The following is a 21,671-nucleotide window of genomic DNA, read 5'->3' on the forward strand; positions in this document are numbered from 1 at the left end:
CAATAATTTCCATGCCCTAAGAGACAAACAGGGGACCCCTTAGGCGACATGGAGCTGTTTTTTGATCACATCAATGGGAATATTTTGCTTCGCGGCATCGTAGATGAACTCGACGACGCTGTGCCCTTTCCGAGACCGAAGAAGCTCCAGGCCGGAAGAGAGGTCTTGCTGAGATTCGGCGATGCTGTATACGCAGGCGAACAGCACCACGGCCCAATACCGTTTCACCGCCCGAATGTGACGAACACGGTACCCATCGAGCTTCAGCTGGTCTTTGGCCTGCCGGAAAAAGCATTCGATCGTCCAGCGCTGGGCATAATAACGCAAGATCTCTTCATCGCCTAGCTCCCGGTCGGTGCTCAAGACGACATGGAGATGATCTGGCGTCATCGGTTCATCCGCCTTCCAAGCCAGCAGCACCACCGCGTCATCGAGGCCATGGATCGCTCCCTCGTAGCGATACACGCGGTAACGCTCCTTCCCCACCGTGACGAGGTGGGTGTCGTTGGGCTCGATATAGCGGGCGAACTTCTTCGCTTGGATGGCGATACCTTTCGGATAGAGAATCCGGTTCGTCTTGAGCATGGCGATGACATGGAATCCTTGTTTCAGGCAGGCTTCGATGAGCGCTTGGGACGGATACCAGGAATCCATGAGCACATACACCGGCTGAGCCCGCTTCCCCTTGAGCGAGGAAAGCATCTCGATCGCCAGGTCGATTTTGCTTCTTCCCGCCGTCTTGTCATACAGACGAAAGGCGAACGGAAACGCTTGCGAGAAAGTATGCACCATCAGCCAAACAAGCGAATGCCCCCAAACGGATTGATGATCTTTGTGCGAGTAGTGCCAATCACACCCTTGAATGGCGCGGGCAGCCCGTGACGAAGGCTTCGTTTTTTGGCAAATCGTATCATCAATCGAAACAAAAAGGGGTTGATTCTCCCGTTTGGCTAGGCGTTCGATCTGGCGAAGAATCCATTCTTGAAGCTTCTCAAGCAGTTTTTCCTCGTTCCAAGGGCTTTTCGTGAAAAAATGGCTGAGCGTGGTTCGATGGTTGGGATGAAAACTCCAGTACCGGACATCCGTCAATGTCCCCGAAAATCCCTTGGTAGTCAAGGCGTCGACAAGGTAAACGAGATGCTTGATGACCGGCTTCGAGAAATAAAGCGCCAATCCCAACGTCATGAAAAACTTGTGGATTCCTTGATGATGTGCTAATCTATTCATGAGACATGAACCTCCTTGTGTGAATGGGTTTGAGCACATCTATTTTACTCAAGGAGTTGGGTTCATGTCTCCTTTTTTGTTTAGTTGTCAATTTATGTTAGCAAATTTGCTCATCTACAGTAATTAATTAAATCATCATACGCCTCATCCCCTTGTTCAGAAACACATCGTTCCAAGTATGTAACAAGGGAAAGCCAATCCGTTTTAGTCAGCTGATAAACGGTATAAAGTTGCTGCTCATCCTCGGTGCTCAGTGGAACGCCCAATGTATGTAGACACGTTAGCCAGTACAGTTGGTCTTTTCGAAGTTCAAGCACCGAAGCCAATCGATACAAACGCTGGGCATGCCAAGTGGTGATATCTTTTCTCGAAAGCCGACTGGTTGCTTTTGTGTACGCATCAGAAATCTTATCTCGATCCGTCTCGAAATCCGCAACAAATAACAGCCATTCCGGTTCATCGAACGTTTCCCATGGAATCGACTCGTAATACTGCATCCAGCCGCGCAAAATCATTTCATACCTTCCTTCCCGTTCGCCGGCCGGATATTGTTTCACCCCATCCATCTTTTCCCGCAGCGACTCAACCCCTTTGACAGCCACCTTTCTACCTTCTTCGTCAAATCGAAAGCCAAGAAACTCAAATGTTTCCGACAAATGTTTCACCGCGGTCTTCTCGGGATGAATGGACAACCCTAACGTCAGCAAAAATTGTTCCATTTTCTGCAATCGCTGTTTTACTTGTTCATTTGACTGATCCAAAATCACCAAATCGTCAGAAAAACGGAGATACGGCTGGCCATTGGCAGCCATGTACTCGTCAAACAAATGGAGGTATACATTCGCCAACAAAGGAGATAACGGGCTGCCTTGGACAATGCCCTTCCCTTGGCCAGAATACAAATAAAGAATAAACGCGATTTTTTCCTCATCCTTAGTAAAATAGCGCAACTGCTGGGCTAAAACGTGGTGATCAATTTCATCAAAAAAACTGCGGATATCCGTTTCACCAATCCACTCGTACCCTTCATTAATCCAATGTTCCAGTAGTTCGATCGCCTGTGAAGCTGATTTTCCCGGCTGATAAGCAAAACTGCGGGGATGAAATCGCGGCAAACAAAGCGGCTCTAACCAGCATTTTACTAACGTATGGACAAACCGGTCCTCCAACGTCAAGATTCCTATCGTTCTTACCTTATTCCCTCTCTTCAATTCCATCGTTTTGACCGGAGAAGGACGATAGGCATTGGTCAAAATTTTCGCTTGAATCTCTTTAATAAATTCATCTGGAGAGGAAATGTCCTCAATGCGGACTCCGTCGACGCCGGCCGCATCGGTTGTCGTTTTTGCCAAGCGCTCCCACGCCTTCTGATACAGCGAATCCTCGAAGAAGACAGCTGGTTGTCCCACATCATTCCCCCCTAACCAATATATTCAATCCTAATTTCTCCAAAATTCAACAAATTCCTTCTATTTACACAAACTTCTTCTAACCATCGATAACAGCTTTCCGACAAAAATCTCACCTGAAATTGACTGGCAAGAAAGCAAGGAACACCCGCACCTGAACGATGGTCGCCACACGTTGATTGTTCACAAGCTGCGAACATCATCATCTAGAAGGCTGGTGAAAAACATTGGTTTCCTTTGGTCGATGAATAAAAGTGTGCAGTGTTGCAAGGCTTTTTTCTATTTGAGAAACGATGCCAGGAAGCGGTATACACGATATAATCACCGGTCTCCTAGACGACTGGTGAAAAACCGCCGTTTCCCTTGCTCAATGGGTGAACGTGTGAAAAACAGTGCCGATGCTACTGGGTCTCTCTATTTGAGAAACAAAGCCGAGAAGCACCCTCCTTAAATCACAGAGCTCCTAAAAGTGGCGTTATTCTTTTCCCTGTCCCAGCGCAGCAGATTCTTTCAACACTGAAGAAAATAAAACACTCCCTTCTCCAAAATGAAGAAAGGAGTTACATATAAACAACAACTTGACGAAGGCTATAAGTGAAAACCGGAGATTAAGTGTTCCAATCATCTCCGCGAGGCCCAATTCTTTCAACTTTGTGTATGACGAGGGCGCAAAAGCTCTAGTGGAAAAGAGTTTTCAATCCTCTCCGCGAGGCCCAATTCTTTCAACAAGGAAAATGAAAATGACGGAAGTAGAACTGCTCAAAAAGTTCCAATCCTCTCCGCGAGGCCCAATTCTTTCAACCATTGTTCCTATTTATCGTCGCTCGAAAAAACATGGAATTGTTTCAATCCTCTCCGCGAGGCCCAATTCTTTCAACCAAACAGCTAAGCACAATTCCTATATGCGTAACAAAAAAGTTTCAATCCTCTCCGCGAGGCCCAATTCTTTCAACGTTGATTACTGGAAATCACTCGAGAAAGCTCATATTAGCGAGGTTTCAATCCTCTCCGCGAGGCCCAATTCTTTCAACAGCACCTTTATTTTACCATTGATTCTCTAAGGCGGCAAGAGGCCATTTTGCACACCCCTCATATCCCCTCAAATCATAAAAATTGATTATGTCAACTTGTACAGCTGACCGAAATTGTCAAACGTTCAAGCTATTGATTTATCAATACCATGTTTCGTGAACCGAAAGAAAAAGAGGCTTGCACACCCCTGCCGTTTTTGCGGCTGTTTTGGGGTGTGCAGCTGGGGAAGGTCATCAGCTTGTTCCTCGCCGCGCCAACACCTGCTCAAGCCCCACGGCCACGCCGTCTTCCTCATGGGAGAGGGTGACGAAATCACTATTCGCTTTCAATTCGGGGGCGGCGTTGGCCATGGCGACGCGGCAGCCCGCCACCGCAAACATCGACAAGTCGTTATGGCTGTCGCCAAAGACGACCGTATCGCGCATATCGATGCCGTAATGGGCGGCGAGTTGCTTGAGCGCCTCCCCTTTCGTCGCCCGTTCGTTGTTCATCTCAATGTTATGCGGATGCGACGAGGTGACCGTGACGCCGGGGAGCGGGGCGAAACGGGACGCCGCATCAAGAAGCCGCTTGCGGTCAAGGACGAAAATCAGCAGCTTATACATCACCCGCGCCGGGTCGTCCCACACGGTGCGGATGTCGTCGACGTACGTCACCCGCGCCTGCTGGAACTGTTTGTTCACGAGCCATTTCACCTCTGGCGCCGCCTCAGCCATCTCCGAAGCGAGCGCTTCCCACTGAGCGCGGTTATGCAAGCCGACATAGACCGCATCGCCCGTGTACGTCTCACAATACAAGTCCGCCTGTTCGCGCACCCACTCAAGCACTGGGCGGACCGTCGCCCGCTCAAGCGGCGCCTCGCTGATGACAGTGCCGTCTTCGAGCGTGACGATCGCCCCGTTTAAGCTGGCGATCGGGCAGACGAGTCCCACCTCGCGGAGCGGGGCGAGTGCGTCTTTGCGCGCCCGGCCGGTGACGACGGCGACGATATGGCCTTGCGCTTGTGCGGCTGCGATCGCTTTTCGGTTTGGTTCGCTGATTTTTCCCTCCCCGTTCAACAGCGTTCCATCCATATCTAAGGCAATAAGCATCGATCCATCCCTCTCTTTCGCTGTTCTCCACACCGCGGACCATAAACCAAGGGCTCGCTTTCCATTAGAAGGCTGGTGAAAAACCGCTGTCACACACCAATCATCGCATTTTCATTCAGAAAAGAAGGCTGTTTCTACGAGGTTTCTCTAATTGAGAAATAGGTGGAAGCAGTAGTATTTTGCACGAAATCACCGGCCTCCTAGAGCCGTCCTCGTAGGCGCTCCCCTATTATACCAAAACGATGGCAAAAACGTGAAATCTTCCCGCTTTTCATAGTATAATAGATGAAAAAAATTCTCAACGAAAGCGAAGGGATGCCCATGTGGATCGTTTACGCCTTGTTGGCGGCGGTGTTCGCGGCGTTGACATCGGTGCTGGCGAAAATCGGGATTGAAAACGTCAATTCTCACTTGGCGACCGCCATTCGCACCGGGGTCGTGCTTGTGCTCGCCTGGGCCATCGTGTGGTTGACCGGCGCCCACCATGGCATCAAATCGATCTCTCCCAAGAGCTGGTGGTTTTTATGTTTGTCCGGGGCGGCGACCGGATTGTCGTGGCTTTGTTTTTACAAAGCGATCCAAATCGGTGATGTGTCCCGCGTTTCGGCCATTGACAAATCGAGCTTGGTGCTGACGATTTTGTTTGCGGCGATGTTTCTCGGTGAACCGCTCTCCTCGAAGGTCGTGATCGGGGTGCTGCTCATCACCGCGGGGACGTTGCTGATGATGTTGTAGCCCGTCCGTCTCAGCGGGCGCCTTGTCTTCCCTCCCGGCTGCCAGCCGGCCATCATGGGAACGATGCGCCTTGGCCCTCCTCTCCGCCCTCTCCCGAGCTCCGCGAACGAGCCAGCCGTTTAACGGAGAAACACCCCATTCTCGCTTGGTGCCACAATTTTTTTACTTTTTTATAGACAGGACGAAGGAAAAGATGATATGATGGTCTTCACTATGATGAAAAGCCACTCGGCATTTGATCACCTTCATTCAATGAATGATCGCGGCGATGAACCCGCGCTTGCATGATCGCGCGGCACATCGAGCGAAGAGTGATGTGGAAGGAGATTTTTGAATGAATGATTTTCACCCGTTCGGCTGGTATGCGGCGAAAATTTCCCCGCATTTGCCGAAAAAAGCGTTTCAGCCTGTGAGATCCCGTCTGTTGGGAGGTTTGGCTTATTTGCTGGTGGTCACTGGCGGCATCCTCGCTGTGTCCCTTTTCGACTTCCATCCTGTATGGAACCTCCTCATTTCCATTGTGCTCGGTTTCAGTTTTGCGGCGCTAGGATTTTTAGGCCATGAAATTTTGCACGGCACGGTCGTCAAAACGCCGTGGCTGCGCGATCTTCTCGGAGCGCTCGCCTTTTGGCCGCTCTGCACCGGGCCGAAGCTATGGCGAAAATGGCATAACGCCACCCACCATGTGCATACCCAACATGAAGAAAAAGACCCTGACGCCTGGCCAAGCATGGAACAATTGGCGAAAAGCCGCCTGCTTCGCTGGGTTTACCGCATTCCGTTCCCAGTTCGCGCTAGTTTCGCGTTTGCCTCCTTGTCGGTGATGTTTACCGTCCACTCGATTCGGATGCTCGTTTCGTTTTGGCAAGACTTCCGCTGGAAAAATCGCATCGTTGTCCTATGTCAATTTCTCTTGCCGTGGACGACTTGGATCGGGTTGTTATGGCTTGTCGGTTGGGAAAAGTGGCTGTTCGCCTTTTTGCTTCCGCTGCTTGTCGCCAACATGATCGTCATGGGCTACATTTCGACCAACCACCGCCTCAATCCATTGGTGCCGGTCAACGACCCGTTGGCGAACAGCTTGTCGGTCACCGTGCCGAAGTGGGTGGATGTTCTCCACTTCCATTTCTCGTATCATACCGAACATCATCTTTTTCCGGCGATGAGCTCAAAATACTATCCGCTCGTGAAAGAGCAGATCAAACGGATGTGGCCGGACCGCTACCACGAGATGCCGATGACCAAAGCGCTGGCCGCGCTTTGGAAAACGCCGCGCGTCTACTACGAGCACAATGAGCTCATCGAACCAAAGCAAGGTCATGTGTACGGCACGCTTGGCAACGGACTCGATCCCGATGAGATCGTGCCCCGCAGGCGGGAAGAAGACGCCGAAGCATCGCCGGCGACCCGGAAGGCAAAATGGAAAAACGCGTCCGGAGCGGGCAAGGCATAAAAACCGCTCACCAAACGATGTGCCATTCCCGGAATCATCAGCACCCGGTGTCGTTGCATCCGCCGCAGGGGAAAGCGCTGGCGGGCGCAAGCCGATCCGTAACAAGGCGAAACGACCGCGACGACATGCGGTCGAGAAGGCTGATGAAAAACCGCTGATTCCCTTCCTCAATGGGAGAGCGCATGAAAAGCAGGACCGATGCAACAAGGTGTTTCTAGTTGAGAAATCACATTGCAACACTGTATCCAAGATTAAATCAACAACTTCCGAGACACGTTTTCTTGACGGAGCGGATACAGATAGGCAGTGAAAAAGAGGAGGCTCACCGCTTTGTGAACCTCCTCCTTCCTTTTTCCTACGCCGATAAGGTTGGTGGCCTTGATCGATGATGGAACGCGTGAACATAGAGGCTAACGCAACAAGTTTTTTCTACTTTAAGAAACGGTTGCGCAAGCGAATCACCAGCCTCCTAGATGAAAGGGTGTCCCTCATCGTTTGAGACACCCTTTTCCCCCTCTCTTACTCTTTCATCCTCATTGGCGCAGCGAGCCGATCGTTGGACATCAACAGCACACAAACGATCGTCAGCGCCGCGGGGAGGAGCGCCCATAAAAACGTATCGGCAATCGACGAGGCGAGCGCTTCGGTCAAACGGTCGAGCACAGGGGCCGGGATGTGCGCCCGCGCTTCCGGCGACAACATCGCGCGCGGATCGTGCATATTCGCTCCATGGGCCCCTTGCGCCATGCCGCGAAACTGCTCGGCCAATTGATCGGTGAACAAGTTGCGCTGAATGATGCCAAACACGGTAATGCCGACCGTCATGCCGAGCGACCGGACAAACGAGTTCGTTGAGCTGGCCGCTCCCCGTTCCGCTTCAGAAAAATGGTGGATCGCCGCCATGCCGAGCACCGAAAACGATGCTCCAACCCCTAACCCAACAATCATCATGTACAACGTCACCGTAAGCCGCGTAGTATGCTCATCAATCGTGCCAAGCAGCCCGATCCCAGCCACAAACAGCAACATAAACCCGAACATCACGTTGCGGTAGCTCGTTTTCCCGGCCAAAAAGCCGCCGAGCTGGGCTGATACCGTCGTCGAAAGCATCATCGGCAACAAAATCAATCCGGAATTCGTCGCCGAACCGCCCGTCACCCCTTGGATAAAAATCGGGATGTACACGGTGGCGACAACAAACGTCGCGCCGGAGAAAAAGGCGACCAACGTCGTTGACGCAAACAGGCGCTCGCGAAACATATGGTAAGATACGATTGGCTCCTGCGCTTTCGTTTCTACATACAAAAACACGAGAAAGAGCAAGGCAAACGCCGAAAACAACCCGATGATCACGGCCGAGTCCCACGCGTACTTCTGGCCGCCAAGCTCCAGCGCAAACATCAGGCAGACGATCGCCGGAACAAGCGTCATCACGCCAAGCCAGTCAATGCTTTGCTTCGCATGCTTCGGCGACTCGCGGTAGTAGATCCAAAGCAAGAAAAACGCGACAATCCCAAGCGGAATGTTAATGTAAAACACCCAGCGCCAGTTGAGATAATCGGTGATATACGCGCCAAGCAGCGGGCCAAAGATGCTTGACAAGCCAAACACCGCGCCAAACAACCCGCCCATCTTCCCGCGCTTCTCCGGCGGGAAAATGTCAAACATAATCGTAAACGCGATCGGCACGAGCGCCCCGCCGCCGATGCCTTGAATGGCGCGGAAGATGCTGAGCTGCACGATCGTTTGCGCCATGCCGCACAACACCGACCCAATTAAAAACACGATGATGCCAAATAAGAAAAATCGCTTCCGTCCGTACATGTCGGACAATTTCCCAAAAATCGGCATCCCCGCCATCTCGGCCACCATATACGCCGACGTCACCCAAACAAACTGCTTGAGCCCGCCCAAATCGGCGACAATCGTCGCCATCGCTGTTGCCACAATCGTATTGTCCATCGAGGCGACAAAAATGCCGAGCAACAGCGCGATCACGACCAATCCCGTTTTCGTTTCCTTATTCTTCATCCGTTCCCTCTCCCTCTACCTCTGTCTTTTTTCTTTCACCATGGCATGTTCGTCTTGGGCAAACGCCATCTGATATTCAACAAGCCCGATCTCACAGCCGGGGCCGATCGTCACCCGCTCTCCCCGGACGATCGCGGCTTTCGTATATTCCAAATAAACCTCATCGCCTTCAATCGTGTCCGCCTCCAACGTGGCGGATAAGGAAGAAAAACGCGTCAGCCAGTGAATGGCGTTCCACGTTTTGTTTCGCTTGACGGAAATCGTCCGGCCGCCAATTTCCTTGACCGAACTGTCGGCAAAATAGAGCGACAATTCCACCTGTTCGGCATTCAGCGTCTGTCCGACTCGCACGACGCCGGTCAACGCGACCTTTTCCGCCTCGCAGCTTCCCGACACCGACAGCTCGCCATAGCCGCGAATCGCATGCGCTTCCACGTTCCCCTCCACCCGCACCATCCCGCGCAGCTGAAGATGCTGCAGATGGGCATGGCCGCGAATGTCTGCTTCCCCGAACACATCCATTTTCTCCATACGCACAGGACCGTCGATGTTCGCTTGGCCAAACAGGCGAAGCTGGCGGGCGGTGAGCGCTCCTTTCATGTCTGCCGAGCCAAACACTTTGCAGCGGTCGCATTCGACATCGCCGCGAATCGTCGCATCGCCGCGGACCGTCACGTGATGGAACGTGCCGCCGCCCAAAAACGCCGATCCGTTAATGGTCAAATTTCTCGCCGCCATCGTTCTCACCCTTTCTCTATGGTTCCGATTTTCGCCTCTTCATCGCATTCCAATGCTTCTCGGTACTCGACCCGCTCGATGTGACATCCCGGCCCGATCGTCACGCGGTTGCCGCGCACCGTTTTCGCCGTAGTATGTTCGAGATGAATGACATCCCCTTCGATCACATCGGCGGTCAACTCCGCTGGAAAAAACCATTTTTTGAACAGCGAACCTCCTTGCCTCTTTACCATAATCGTTTCCCCGCCGATCTCCGTAGCGCGGCTCGGACCAAACAGCTTTACTTCGATATAGCCTGCGTTCAACAGCCCGCCAACGGAGAAATGCCCTTCGACCTCCATCCGCTCGGCCGAACAGTCACCGCCAACGTCGAGCTCGCCATGGACACGGATCGTCTCCGCCGTGCATGAGCCTTTCACCAAGCCGTGGCCGCGAACCGTCGCCTCCTGGCATTGCACATGTTCTCCAATTTTCACACTCCCGCTCACTTTCATCCACTCGCACGCCATCCCACCTGTCACACGACCGTTTCCGGCAATATGAACGTTGGTGGCTTTCACGCTTCCTTCGATGGTCGCATTTCCTTGCACTTGCATCTCTAAGCAATCGAGGTCACCATACAGTTTTCCATTCCCCGATAATTTCACCAAGCTGTACAGCCCGCCGGACGCATGCCCCGTTCCGGCAATGACCAAATCACGCCGCTCCATTTCTCATCCCTCCGAAAGCTTCAGCTTTAACTCTTCAATGCATGCCGGCACATGCAGCCGCACTGCGAGCTTTGCTCCTTCTTCGATGTACAAGTTGACTGCCCCTTCCGCCAAAAAGCAAGTCGCCACTCCCATTTTACGGAGGACGATCAGCTCGCATGATTTTCCTTGCAGTTTTGGATAATGGCTCTCAAACATCTTCCATATGGTTTTTCCCTCTTCCATGCTAATCTCGCCGGAAAGAAGCAGCCGATCAACAAGATAAAGAGAAAGAAGCTGCACAAACGAAACGTCGTTTCGATCGCTCAACTCGTCATTCAATAATTGCAACACGACATCCGAAACAATGTGACGTTTTACGATTTCTTCTTTCGTCATGACGACCGTCGCCGGATCAGGGGCAAACATCGCCGCTAACTCATCGAGAGACCGCTCATCCTTCAGCTCCTTGATTTTCTCAATGCGAGCCAAGATTTTTTCTCTCGGAAAAAACGTCTCCTGCCCAGTGAATGTCGATTTGCGAATAAACCATTCTTCCGGAATCAGCTTTTTCCGCTTCCAGCGATACAGCTGGCCGTATGAAATGCCGGTCAGCTCAAGCAGCTCTTTTTTCGAAATCAATTCCTGTTCCATGAGCAGCTCACCTCCCTCACAACCAAAATGTAACATAACATTGTTACGTTGTAAAGGGGCATATGTCAAAAAATGAGACAAGGCGATTGACAACCTGCCGTCTAGCTCAGTACAATGAAGCCAATTTCCGCTGGCATCGCGATTCACATTATGAAGAGAGGAGAAAGAGAAACATGCATTCAACGTTGCAGAAGAAAATCGCCGCTGCCGCAAAACAAACGAAAACCGATCTCGTCATCAAAAACGGAAAAATCGTCAACGTGTTTACACGCGAAATCGTCGAAGGGGACCTCGCCATTGCCGAAGGGACGATCGTCGGCATCGGCCGCTATGAAGGCAAAGAAACGATGGACGCCAAAGGACGCTATATTTGTCCTGGACTGATTGACGGACACGTGCATATCGAATCGTCGATGGTGCCCCCGAGCGAATTCGCCCGCGTCGTTCTGCCGCATGGGGTCACTACGGTGATCGCCGACCCGCACGAAATCGCGAACGTCGCCGGCGTCCACGGCATTCAATTTATGCTCGACGACGCCAAGCGGACGCCGCTTGATGTATATATCATGTTGCCATCGTGCGTGCCGGCCGCTTCCTTTGAACATGCCGGCGCCGTCTTGTCAGCTGCGGACCTAGCACCGTTTTTCAACGATGAGCGCGTTCTCGGCTTGGCGGAAGTGATGGACTATCCGTCATTAAGAGAACAACACCCGTCCATGCTTGACAAACTGGCGCTCGCGGCCAACTCCAACCGTCTCATCGACGGCCACTTGGCCGGTCTGGATGCCGATGCCATCAACGTCTACCGCAGCGCCTGCATCCATACGGATCATGAATGCGTCACCGCCGACGAAGCGTTAGAACGCATTCGCCGCGGCATGTACGTGCTCATTCGCCAAGGTTCAGTCGCCAAAGATCTTGACAAACTTCTTCCCGCCGTCACTGAGCATAACGCGCGCCGCTTTCTGTTTTGCACGGATGACAAACATCTGGACGACTTATGGTTCGAAGGGAGCGTCGACCATAACGTGCGGCTGGCCATTCGCGCTGGGCTCGATCCGCTTCTGGCCATCCAAATGGCTACGTTAAATGCCGCCGAGTGCTACCGGTTGTCGACCAAAGGCGCGGTCGCCCCCGGATACGATGCCGATTTTCTGCTGTTGGAAGATTTGGAAACACTGAATATCACCCATGTATTCAAATCCGGCAGACTCGTCGCCGAATACGGCCGAACCACCTTCCACTCTGAATCGTCAGCTTGCCGCGTCCAATCGGAATTACGGCAATCGATCCGTTGCCAACCGGTCACCGAAGCTGATCTTCGCATTCCGATGCGGAAAGGAAACAACGCCCATGTCATGGAGATCATCCCGAACCACTTGCACACGAATCATCGCATCACCGAAGTCGATGTCCAGGACGGAGCCTTTTCTCCTTCGGTCGAACGGGATTTGTTGAAGCTTGTGGTCGTCGAACGCCATCGCGGGCTTGGCATCGGCCTTGGCATCGTCCGTGGCTTCGGCTTCCAAGCAGGCGCCATTGCCTCTTCGATCGCGCACGATTCGCACCACATCATCGCCGCCGGAACAAACGACGGTGACCTCGTCATCGCCATCGAACAGCTCCGCCAACAACAAGGCGGACTTGCCGTCGTCAAAAATGGAACGGTGCTCGCCAGCCTGCCGCTTGAAATCGGCGGATTGATGACTGGAAAAGACTATACCGAGGTGCTAAACGAATTGAAACAGATTGACCAAGCACTTAAAGCAATCGGCGCAGACGGCTCTTTCAATCCATTCATCACCCTGTCATTTCTCGCCTTGCCGGTCATTCCCGAGCTCAAGCTGACCGATCAAGGACTATTTGACGTTAAACGTTGGGAGTTTATCCCGGTCGAAGCATAACGGATGGACTCCACATATACGAGCCTAGTCTCGCTATAAGCGAAGAGGGTGTCTCCCAAAGCGACGAGACACCCTTTTCACTGCGATGTGCAGCATCGACATTCACGTTATACGGCTTGTGACACGCGCAACCACGCCCACTTATTTCATCGGAGATGATGAGCTCTATCACTTGTTCGTTCCACTGCCTTCGTTTCCATTGGCCTCATCTCGTTTCGCTGTTGATTTCCTCTCCCTCTGACAGATGCAAATACGTCTTGAAAAAGCCAAACAATCTCCGCCGCTTTGCTTTGTCAAGCTCGAGGCGCACGAGCATGTACAAAAATTTTTTAATGAAACCACTCGGATCATCCCACTACGTTCAGTTGGCCTCCGTCCGCTTCTTTCCTGCAGACAAATTATGAAACTTGCTCATCTCTTCCGCAGAGAAGCAAAGTCGGTTACCTGCACCTCCATCTCATCCGCCTGAACGCGCACAGCTTCCAAGCGGTTCAATTTCATTGGGCAAGTGTACAGCCGGGCCATCGGCCTTGGCACGGGCATAGCATCCCTGCCAGCGGGTTACCCCGCGATGGATGGTCGTGCACTGATCACAAAGCTGGCGTTTACATCCGCCTGTTTGGTATACCCGCACGAGCATTGGAACAACGAACCCCTTCGATTCGTGCGTTTCACGTTCCCGCATCGGAAGCATTGCTGGCTCGTTTTATATGGATCAACATATTCGACGATTAACCCTTTCTGTTCCGCTTTATACTGAATTTTCTTTTCTAAATCGAAAAAGGACCACGAATGAATATTGCGGTCACTTCGCTTCCAATGCCGCTTCATTTGGCGAATTCCTTTGAGTCGTTCCAGTTTTATCGTCGTCGCTCCAGTTTGCTCGGCAAACTGGACGATTCGTTTTGAAATGACGTGATTCCAGTAATGAACTATTCGCCGCTCCTTACATCCTAAACGTTTGATGGCCTTTCGATTTTTGGCCGTCTGCAGTTGTCGCCGCAACCGATGATATTTCCTCCGGGTAACTATTCAGCGACATAATAAAGTGAGTTGAATAGTTTTTGTATTTCTTGTCTATGATATGAATACTCATAGACAAGGAGGTGAATCACATGTTGACGGTACAACAAGCTGTATTGACAATGGAGAGCCTCATGGACAAAATCCAACAACAAAACCAGTTCATTCATCAGCTCATCCAAGAAAATGAACAGTTGCGTCAGAAAAACAAGCACTTAAGCAAAGAAAATGAACGACTCAGAGGTCGCATTCAAGAGCTGGAAGCACGCACGAAAAAAAACAGCTCCAATAGCCATTTGCCCCCATCCTCTGACCGTTTTGCCCGCCCTCGTTCTTCACGTAAGCCATCTGGCAAAAAGCCAGGCGGACAAGAAGGACATCGTGGAACGACGCTCCGTCAAGTGGAACATCCCCATCATCGTGTCGTCCATCGTGTGAACAGGTGTCAAGGATGTGGGGCTTCTTTGTGTGAAGTCCAACCTTTCAAAGTCGATGTCCGTCAAGTGTTCGATCTCCCTCCTGCGGCGATCGAAGTCACCCAACACGAGCGTGAGGTGAAATCGTGTCCGCATTGCCAATGTGTCCAACAAGCCCCGTTCCCACCACACGTAACGAATCATGTGCAATATGGCCCACGACTCATTGCGCTCGTTGTTTATTTACACCATATTCAATTGATTCCGTACAAGCGTTTAAGTGAGATGATCGAAGCGTTATATCAGCACTCGATCAGCACAGGAACTCTTACCAATATGGTGAAACGAGGACGCGAAGCGCTGGAACCCAACCTGGACATCATCGAAGACGCTTTGCTGGATTCCAATATCTTGCATGTCGATGAAACGAGTTTGCGCATCGAAGGGAAACGGGCATGGGTTCATGTCGCGTGCACATCGAAATATACGTACGTGGCTCCTCACGCTTCCCGTGGAAAGAAAGCGACCGATGATATCGGGATTCTTCCACGATATAAAGGGACGATGATGCATGATGCGTTCGGTACGTACCCGAACTACACGGAAGCCACCCATGCCCTTTGTCACGCCCATCATTTGCGTGATCTGAAGAACTTCATCGAACAAGGGCAGACATGGGCCATGCGCATGACCACCTTTCTGTTCGCCGCCAAACAGGCGGTCGAAGCCCATCACGGTGCACTCCCTAACGAAGAAGCGAAACGATGGGAGCGTGTGTATGATCGCATCTTAGCGAAAGCACAGCGCCGATTGGAAACGATGACGCCCCTCCCAAAAAAGGCACTTGCCTTTGTTCGACGGCTTCAAAAACGAAAGGAAGAAGCGCTTCGTTTCTTGCGAGAAGCTCATGTTCCCTTTGACAACAACCAAGCGGAACGGGATCTTCGTATGGTCAAAGTGAAAGAGAACATCTCGGGCACGTTTCGTGACGAAACATTCGCCCAGTCTTTTTGTATCGCAAGAAGCATTGTTTCCACACTCACGAAACACGAAAAAAACGTGTGGAATTCGTTGTGTCGTCTGTTGAAAGGCGAAACACTCGATGATATTCTTTCTACTACTTAGGGCGTTTTCTATAACAGAAATGCCCTATTTGTGCTGGGTTTCTTTACATACTACTATCGGGGTGAATAGTTACTCCTCCGGATATGGCCGAGATGCCGGCCGTGGAAAATCAAATACTCACCCGTTTGCCCGCATCCAGCGACAGCAATCATCTTAAGTCCACGATCAACCCCGACCGTTTTTCCTTGGACCGGTTTCTCGGGCTCTCTTATGATCAACGTGACTGAAAACGCAAAATACCACCGTTTTTTCTTTTCATACAGCTGACCTTGTCCTTTTTTGATCTCGATGACTCGCCCAAAGGAAGGATGATAATGCTTGCTCGTTCGATCCCACTCTCCCATCAGCAACGTCTGAACCCAAAATTCCGTGTAGTCGTTCGTTTGAACGGGGACATACTTTTCCAACGTCAAGCTTCCCTTTTCAATAGTAGGGATCCCTAGTTTCAGGCGTCCGTTGTCATAGCGAAGCCGCCAGTTTTGATTGTTGAACAAAATCGTTTGTTTCTCTTTAAAGCGAGGAAAGGATTTCGTTGTTTTGTTCATTTCCCATTCTTCATAACGGGATAGAGCAAGTTTTCTCGCTTCTTGCCTTGTTGTCGAGGGAAGGATGCTCTCTTTTTTGAGGAGGTGATCAATGTCCTTAGCGTTGAGAGCTGGTTGCTGCCGTTTGATGTCAAGCACTCGATTTAACAGCCGGGCAAACTCGCTTCTCATCGTTCGATACATCGCCTGTTTGGCATGGGTTGGGCGGAACAGCGGCAGTTTGACCGTCATCGTTATCTTTTTCATGACAACAGTCTCCTTTTGATTGTACGAGCAAAACAAGTTGAGCGCATCTCATTGCCCCCCTGATTCATTCGTTCCTTTAATATAATTTCAAAAAAGTTCATGAAACTCCTGCTTTCCACAATAAAAAAGCAGAACGCACTCACCCCCGCAACAGCAACTTTTATTGCACGAGCATTGCTTGAAGTGAGCTAATGATTTAAAATATTACAAGACTCCTTATGCTTTATAATCGTCGAACAGTTTACTACATGTATGTGGTAGCATAATATACCGAATCGCCTGTTACATAAAGCTTACCCAATTGAATCATTATATTTTTTAAAGGGGTATAAGAAATGGGATTGCATTATTTTTTAAAAAACAAGAAAGAAGATTTATATAAAAACGTCCAAGACGTGTATAAATCGGATGACCGTCCTTGGGTTGTGGGCTTCAGCGGAGGAAAAGACTCGACTGTCGTTGTGCAAATTATTTTTTATGCGTTGGCATCCATGAGCAAAAATGAGTTAACAAAACCTGTCTACATTATCTCGTCTGACACCATGGTAGAAAACCCTAAAATACTCGAGCATATCGATACACAGTTATTGAAAATGAAGAGAGCTGCCAACGAGCTTGAACTCCCGATTCATGTTGAAAAAGTAACGCCTAATATTTCAAACACGTTCTGGGTTAATTTGATCGGCCGAGGTTACCCAGCTCCCCGCCAAAAGTTCAGATGGTGTACAGATCGGCTAAAAATAGATCCAGCTAACAACTTCATCTTAAATAAGGTATCAGAATTTGGCGAAACAGTTGTCGTACTCGGCGTACGAAAGTCAGAGAGCTCGACAAGGGCACAAGTAATGAATACACATAAAGTCGAGGGGAAGATTCTGCGACGTCACACTAAGCTTCCAAACTCTTATGTTTACGCGCCCATTGAAGACTTTTCTCTCGATGATGTTTGGACTTATTTAATGCAAGTTCCCAATCCTTGGGGAGCCGATAACGCCGACTTGCTTGCTTTATACCAAGACAGCCAGGGGGAATGTCCACTAGTGATTGACAACTCAACTCCTTCGTGCGGCAATAGCCGTTTTGGATGCTGGGTATGTACAGTCGTACAAGAAGATAAATCGCTAAAAGGATTTATTGAATCCGGAGATGAATGGTTGATGCCCCTTTTACGGTTTAGAAACTGGCTTTTGGAAAACCGTGATAATGAAAACTTCAGAGAAAAGAAGCGGGCCAACGGTTCAGTATACTTGATCGGCGATGAAGAAAACAAACGGCTAGGGTTGGGCCCTTATACGCTTGAACATCGCAAAGAAATTTTGAAAAAATTACTGGAAACTGAAAAACAGCTACAACATCCGAATCATCCGAAATACGAGCTCATCACAGTTGAGGAATTAAAGGAAATCCGCAAAATTTGGTTTGAAAAAGGCGATTGGGAAGATTCCGTTTTAGCCATTTACGAAGAAGTATATGGTCATCGGCCAAACTGGGACGTAGAGGAAAGCAAATTTCTCGAAAGCGAAGATATTAAGCTTCTAAAGCAGCTTTGCCATGAAGAAGGAGTAGAATTCGAGCTCGTGCAAAAATTAGTCAATCTCGAATTTCGTCACTACGGATATAAACATAGATACGGCATTCTAAAAGACATTAACCGAATTTTAAACGAAGAATGGCTACATTTTGAACGGCTACAAGGTGACAACTATGCAGATTAACAAACTCGCGATTACAAACTTTGGGATTTATTATGGACGCAATGAGTTTATTTTCGGGAACAAAAAAGACCGCTCAAATATTATTTTAATTGGTGGGGAAAACGGGACAGGAAAAACCACCTTTCTTTCTGCAATCAAGCTGGCGCTTTACGGACCATTGTTTCTAGGATATAAATCAGCGAATGCAAAATATATAGATTTCATTAAAGACAAAATCAATATCTACTCCCGAGCCGAAGGAAATAAAATGGCAGGGATAGAAATGCATTTTACCTTATACAATAACGGAGAGCCGGAGAACTACTATATTATTCGTCAATGGCAATTAACGAGGGAGACAGTAAAAGAACACCTACAAGTTTATAAAAATGACATCCTACTCACCGACAACCAAATGGAAGAGTTTGATCACTTCCTGCGGCGCAACTTACCGCCGAGCCTGTTTGACTTTCTGTTTTTCGATGGTGAAAGAGTCCAACAATATGTCCTCGACTCGCGATTTGAGCAAAATATAAAAGAGGCATTTATGACGTTATTCAACCTAGATTTGTTTGATACGTTAAAAGAAGATTTGCTTAAATATTTAAAGCAGGACAACATTTTTACCAGTTTAACCCAAGAACAAAGAGAATACACACAAATTGAATATGACCTCCGCAATCAGGAAAACGTAATCCGCAGCCTTGAAAAACGGATCGCCGAACTAAGAGAGCAAATGAAAGATATACAAGTTAAAACCCGGGAACTCGAACGGGAATTCTCCAACAAAGGAGGAATGATTGCCCGGGAGAGAGAAGCTTTAAACGAGCAGCTTTTTCTTATGGAGCAAGAAAAGAAGCAGATCACTGAAAAGATCAAAGAAGCAACAGCGGAATTGCTGCCCTTTGTCATCACGCAAAAGTTATTGCAACAAACTGTCACACAAATTGAAACTGAGGAACGCGTTGAAAGATATAACGCATTGAAAGAGGAATTGAATAATGAAACATTCCCGCTGTTATTTAAGGAGCTTTCACGCCATTTCCACATTACCGATTCTGAAGGAAGAGAGGCAGCAACCTCTTTTGCCGAGGCATTGAAAGAGAAACTGTTTCAATCAATAAAACCTGCTGGCATCAATTTCGATCATTTTCAGTTTATCCATCAAATGAACTCTGAACAAAAACAAACGATAAGAAATCTGTTTCATCAAGTGCGTCATTTCGATGGGAAACGAATTGATGAATGGTTCGCCAAGATTCATCAATTAACTGACGAGATTTATACGGTAAAAAAACGGATCGAACATAGTTTGACGGACGAATCGTTAAAGGATATGATCAATAAGCTAAATGAACATGCCCGCCTTCATGAGCAAATCAAATATGAAATTGAAGCCAACACGGCCAAGCTATTTGAAGCGCAGAAGTTTTATCAAGAGCTGATTGCGAAAAAAGAAAAACTGCAAAAACGGATTCGTCAGGCGAAAAAAGATGAAAACATTTTTGAGTTGTGCCAAAAGCTTAGCCGGGTTTTGTCACGTTATCAAGAAGAGCAGGTCAAAAAATACCTTGGGACGGTCGAAAGATATTTTCTACAAATGTTTAATTCCTTGATGCGTAAAGGCCAGTTTTTAAACTCGTTTAAAATTGACCCACAAACATTTGAGATTACGATGCTTAATCACTCGAATAGGCCTATTTTTAAGCATTCTCTGTCGGCTGGGGAAACGCAGTTATTCTTTTTATCGTTGCTTTGGGCATTATTAAAGGCGTCCAAACGGCAAATACCTTTTGTACTGGATACATTGTTTGGACGCCTCGATCGGACGCATAAAGAAAACTTAATTCAAAAATACTTGCCTATCGCTGCCAATCAGGTCATTATCTTGTCAACGAACACAGAAGTGGACGAATACTACTATAATCAAATGAAACCATATATCCAGCGAGAATTCTCTTTACGTTATGACCGCAGTTCCAACCGCGTCCATATTGATAATCATTATTTCTTTCAAAAAGTGGGGATTTGATTTATGCAGTTTCGCCTAAAAACATCAAAGGAGACAATGGACATTTTAAAACAGCTGCAATCTAGTACAAACCTAACGCCAAACGTTCTCGCCCGACTGGCTATCGCATTGTCCTTGCTATCGAAAGAACCGATCGAATCGTTCGATTCGGACACCAACGGCTTGGAGTTTAACCGCAATACTTTGACCGGGGAGTACGATTTTGTTTACAAAGCGCTGATCGCTCAGCAGCTTGGCCGCCCTATTACAGATCATGAATACTTTCCTACTTTGATTAAGAAACATTTAGACCGTGGTGCGAAGTGGCTGGAAAATGAATATAGGTACGCAGGAAATTACGAGAAATTAATCAAAGGGTTAGCGAACTTCGAATTGGAGATGATACGATGATTTATCTCGATAACAGCGCTACGACTCCCATCGATCCAGAAGTAAGCAAAGCGATGTGGCCTTATCTGACTGAAGAATACGGCAACCCGTCAAGCAAATATTATACTCTTGCGGAAAACGCCAAAAGAGCAGTAGAGGAAGCGCGTGCTCACGTCGCTTCCCTCCTCTTTTGTGATTCAGATGAAATTGTTTTTACAAGTTGTGCCACGGAGAGCAACAACTTTGTTCTAAAAGGAGTTGCCCATTTTTACAAAGAGAAGGGGAAACATATTGTTACGTCCAAAATCGAACATAAATCTATTTTAGAAACGTGCAAGTTTTTAGAGGGAGAAGGTTTTGAAGTCACCTATTTAGATGTCGATTCCCTTGGGCAAGTACAATTGGAAACGTTAAAAAAGGCCATTCGTGAGGATACTATTCTTGTATCCATCATGTGGGGAAATAATGAAACGGGGACTTTGAATGATATCCCCACTCTATCCCAATACGTCAAATCGCACTATCCGAATGCGTTTTTTCATACAGACGCAACCCAAGTGGTCGGGAAAATCGAGGTTGACCTTTCTAAAACACCGGTCGATTTTCTCTCGTTATCTGCCCATAAACTTTATGGACCAAAAGGAATCGGCGCTTGCTTTATCCGGAAACAAGAGCTTGGTTTGCGCACAAAAATCACTCCCCTTCTCCATGGTGGCAACCAGGAAAACGGATACCGGTCTGGAACATTAAGCGTTCATAATATAGTTGGTCTAGGGAAAGCCGCAGAGCTAGCAAAGCTGAATTACAAAAAGCAACATCAGAAGTTGGTGGAATTGGAAACATACCTAGTAAACAAGCTAAGGGATTTGTTTCCAGACATTCAGTTTAACGGACATCCAACCGAAAAAATCCCTGGAGTAGTGAATTTTACAATTCCCAATGTAAGCAATGAGTTGATTATCCGTTCCTTAAAGGATCAATTTGCGATCTCGACTGGCTCAGCTTGCTCTATTAACGAACCTTCATATGTTTTGAAAGAAATGGGACTTAATGCTATTCAAATCCGCAGTTCTTTCCGAGTTTCACTGAATAAATACATCAGTCAAGAAGATATCGACCGTTTTTGCATTTGCTTGGATCACACTGTAAAAAGCTTATCTATTTAAACATCTACTATAAATTTTAAAACAAAACAGGAGAGCTCACCTAAAAGGTCGTCTGTTTTCAAGATAGATACAGCATATAGTTTAACAAAATA

17 protein-coding genes and 1 CRISPR repeat array are annotated in these 21,671 nt (G+C 48.6%); of the genes, 8 read left to right on the forward strand and 9 right to left on the reverse strand.

The features are described from left to right. Window positions 1-39: 39 nt before the first annotated feature. From ACTVIM_RS09935 to ACTVIM_RS09945, 3 genes are all read right to left on the reverse strand, one after another. Entirely contained in the window at window positions 40-1,227 is a 1,188-nt protein-coding gene (locus ACTVIM_RS09935; protein ID WP_445612345.1) for an IS701 family transposase, read from the reverse strand. A 110-nt stretch (window positions 1,228-1,337) separates the two neighbouring features. After that, window positions 1,338-2,636 carry a reverse transcriptase domain-containing protein gene (locus ACTVIM_RS09940; protein WP_445612499.1) on the reverse strand — a complete coding sequence of 433 codons (1,299 nt, stop codon included), beginning with the start codon at window positions 2,634-2,636 and terminating at the stop codon, window positions 1,338-1,340. 614 nt (window positions 2,637-3,250) lie between these two features. After that, a CRISPR array of direct repeats spans window positions 3,251-3,667; the repeat unit is 36 nt; unit sequence GTTTCAATCCTCTCCGCGAGGCCCAATTCTTTCAAC. Between the two features lie 234 nt (window positions 3,668-3,901). Continuing rightward, window positions 3,902-4,759 carry a Cof-type HAD-IIB family hydrolase gene (locus ACTVIM_RS09945; RefSeq protein WP_445612500.1) on the reverse strand — a complete coding sequence of 286 codons (858 nt, stop codon included), beginning with the start codon at window positions 4,757-4,759 and terminating at the stop codon, window positions 3,902-3,904. Window positions 4,760-5,080: 321 nt separating this feature from the next. On the opposite strand from ACTVIM_RS09945, the gene ACTVIM_RS09950 reads away from it, so the two are divergent. Together ACTVIM_RS09950 and ACTVIM_RS09955 are read left to right on the forward strand one after the other, a co-directional pair. Further along, window positions 5,081-5,494, forward strand: coding sequence for an EamA family transporter (locus ACTVIM_RS09950; RefSeq protein ID WP_445612501.1), 414 nt, complete (start codon window positions 5,081-5,083; stop codon window positions 5,492-5,494). 334 nt (window positions 5,495-5,828) lie between these two features. Further along, window positions 5,829-6,947 carry a fatty acid desaturase family protein gene (locus tag ACTVIM_RS09955; RefSeq protein WP_445612502.1) on the forward strand — a complete coding sequence of 373 codons (1,119 nt, stop codon included), beginning with the start codon at window positions 5,829-5,831 and terminating at the stop codon, window positions 6,945-6,947. A 519-nt stretch (window positions 6,948-7,466) separates the two neighbouring features. Here ACTVIM_RS09955 and ACTVIM_RS09960 read toward each other — a convergent pair. Genes ACTVIM_RS09960 through ACTVIM_RS09975 form a run of 4 tightly spaced genes read right to left on the reverse strand, consistent with a single transcriptional unit; the run spans window position 7,467 to window position 11,059 of the window. Then, window positions 7,467-8,978, reverse strand: coding sequence for an MDR family MFS transporter (locus ACTVIM_RS09960; RefSeq protein ID WP_445612503.1), 1,512 nt, complete (start codon window positions 8,976-8,978; stop codon window positions 7,467-7,469). A gap of 15 nt (window positions 8,979-8,993) precedes the next feature. Beyond that, window positions 8,994-9,716 carry a polymer-forming cytoskeletal protein gene (locus ACTVIM_RS09965; protein ID WP_445612504.1) on the reverse strand — a complete coding sequence of 241 codons (723 nt, stop codon included), beginning with the start codon at window positions 9,714-9,716 and terminating at the stop codon, window positions 8,994-8,996. 5 nt (window positions 9,717-9,721) lie between these two features. Then, on the reverse strand, window positions 9,722-10,426 hold the full coding sequence (locus ACTVIM_RS09970) for a polymer-forming cytoskeletal protein (RefSeq protein WP_445612505.1): 705 nt from the start codon (window positions 10,424-10,426) through the stop codon (window positions 9,722-9,724). Window positions 10,427-10,429: 3 nt separating this feature from the next. Next, window positions 10,430-11,059: a YhbD family protein gene (locus tag ACTVIM_RS09975; RefSeq protein WP_445612506.1), complete on the reverse strand. Its 630-nt coding sequence runs from the start codon at window positions 11,057-11,059 to the stop codon at window positions 10,430-10,432. Between the two features lie 173 nt (window positions 11,060-11,232). Between ACTVIM_RS09975 and ade the strand changes: the two genes are divergently transcribed. Further along, window positions 11,233-12,963: an adenine deaminase gene (gene ade / locus ACTVIM_RS09980; RefSeq protein WP_445612507.1), complete on the forward strand. Its 1,731-nt coding sequence runs from the start codon at window positions 11,233-11,235 to the stop codon at window positions 12,961-12,963. A 561-nt stretch (window positions 12,964-13,524) separates the two neighbouring features. Here ade and ACTVIM_RS09985 read toward each other — a convergent pair. Then, complete coding sequence (locus ACTVIM_RS09985) at window positions 13,525-13,968, reverse strand: RNA-guided endonuclease TnpB family protein (protein WP_445612508.1); 444 nt, start codon at window positions 13,966-13,968, stop codon at window positions 13,525-13,527. A gap of 110 nt (window positions 13,969-14,078) precedes the next feature. Here ACTVIM_RS09985 and tnpC point away from each other — a divergent pair, with 110 nt between their 5' ends. Then, complete coding sequence (gene tnpC / locus ACTVIM_RS09990) at window positions 14,079-15,527, forward strand: IS66 family transposase (protein ID WP_445612509.1); 1,449 nt, start codon at window positions 14,079-14,081, stop codon at window positions 15,525-15,527. 53 nt (window positions 15,528-15,580) lie between these two features. On the opposite strand, the gene ACTVIM_RS09995 is transcribed toward tnpC, so the two are convergent. Next, window positions 15,581-16,318, reverse strand: a complete 738-nt coding sequence (locus tag ACTVIM_RS09995; RefSeq protein WP_445612510.1) for a hypothetical protein — start codon at window positions 16,316-16,318, stop codon at window positions 15,581-15,583. A 335-nt stretch (window positions 16,319-16,653) separates the two neighbouring features. Here ACTVIM_RS09995 and dndC point away from each other — a divergent pair, with 335 nt between their 5' ends. From dndC to ACTVIM_RS10015, 4 genes are read left to right on the forward strand one after another with little or no spacing between them, the layout of a single operon-like run. Further along, window positions 16,654-18,033: a DNA phosphorothioation system sulfurtransferase DndC gene (dndC, locus tag ACTVIM_RS10000; protein ID WP_445612511.1), complete on the forward strand. Its 1,380-nt coding sequence runs from the start codon at window positions 16,654-16,656 to the stop codon at window positions 18,031-18,033. Further along, window positions 18,023-20,044 (forward strand): DNA sulfur modification protein DndD, encoded by a 2,022-nt coding sequence (gene dndD / locus ACTVIM_RS10005; RefSeq protein ID WP_445612512.1) that lies wholly within the window; start codon window positions 18,023-18,025, stop codon window positions 20,042-20,044. Before dndC ends, dndD begins: the two co-directional genes overlap by 11 nt. A gap of 36 nt (window positions 20,045-20,080) precedes the next feature. After that, the gene (locus tag ACTVIM_RS10010; protein WP_445612513.1) at window positions 20,081-20,434 is read left to right on the forward strand and encodes a DndE family protein; all 354 of its coding nucleotides are present in this window, start codon (window positions 20,081-20,083) and stop codon (window positions 20,432-20,434) included. Further along, a complete protein-coding gene (locus ACTVIM_RS10015) occupies window positions 20,431-21,579 on the forward strand; it encodes a cysteine desulfurase family protein (RefSeq protein ID WP_445612514.1) in 1,149 nt (382 codons plus the stop codon). Before ACTVIM_RS10010 ends, ACTVIM_RS10015 begins: the two co-directional genes overlap by 4 nt. The last annotated feature ends 92 nt before the right edge of the window (window positions 21,580-21,671 follow it).

This window comes from Geobacillus sp. YF-1 (assembly GCF_052692335.1).